Origin of the sequence: Mesorhizobium sp. M00.F.Ca.ET.216.01.1.1, from assembly GCF_004010325.2 — a bacterium.
Lineage (GTDB): Bacteria > Pseudomonadota > Alphaproteobacteria > Rhizobiales > Rhizobiaceae > Mesorhizobium.
Genome location: NZ_SADR02000233.1, coordinates 1 through 371, shown reverse-complemented (window position 1 = coordinate 371; position 371 = coordinate 1). Strand labels below are relative to the sequence as shown.

1 protein-coding gene is annotated in these 371 nt (G+C 67.1%); it reads left to right on the top strand.

Translation table 11 applies throughout. The features are described from left to right. A partial coding sequence (locus EN859_RS35885; protein ID WP_135913646.1) for an aminotransferase class V-fold PLP-dependent enzyme occupies nucleotides 1-371 on the top strand: 371 nt, incomplete at both ends.

Here is a 371-nt window from a genome sequence, read left to right as displayed (position 1 = left end):
GGTCAACGCAAGGCCGGAACATGTCGTGTTCACCTCAGGCGCGACGGAGGCTGCATCGACGCTGCTGACCTCCGACTGGCAGATGGGTCGCGGCGCCGTTCGGATGAGCCATCTCTATGTCTCGGAGGCCGACCATCCCTGCATCTTAGGCGGCGGGCGGTTTGCGGCGGGGCAGGTGACGCGGACCGGCGTCGACCGAAATGGCATTGCCGATCTCGAGGCGCTGACCAAGGCATTGGCCGCGCATGACAAGGCCGACGGCCTGCCCCTGGTAGCGATCCATGCCGCCAACACCGAGACCGGGGTGATCCAGCCGATCGGCCGCATCGCCGAGATCGTCAAGGCTGCTGGCGGCGAGCTGCTCCTCGACG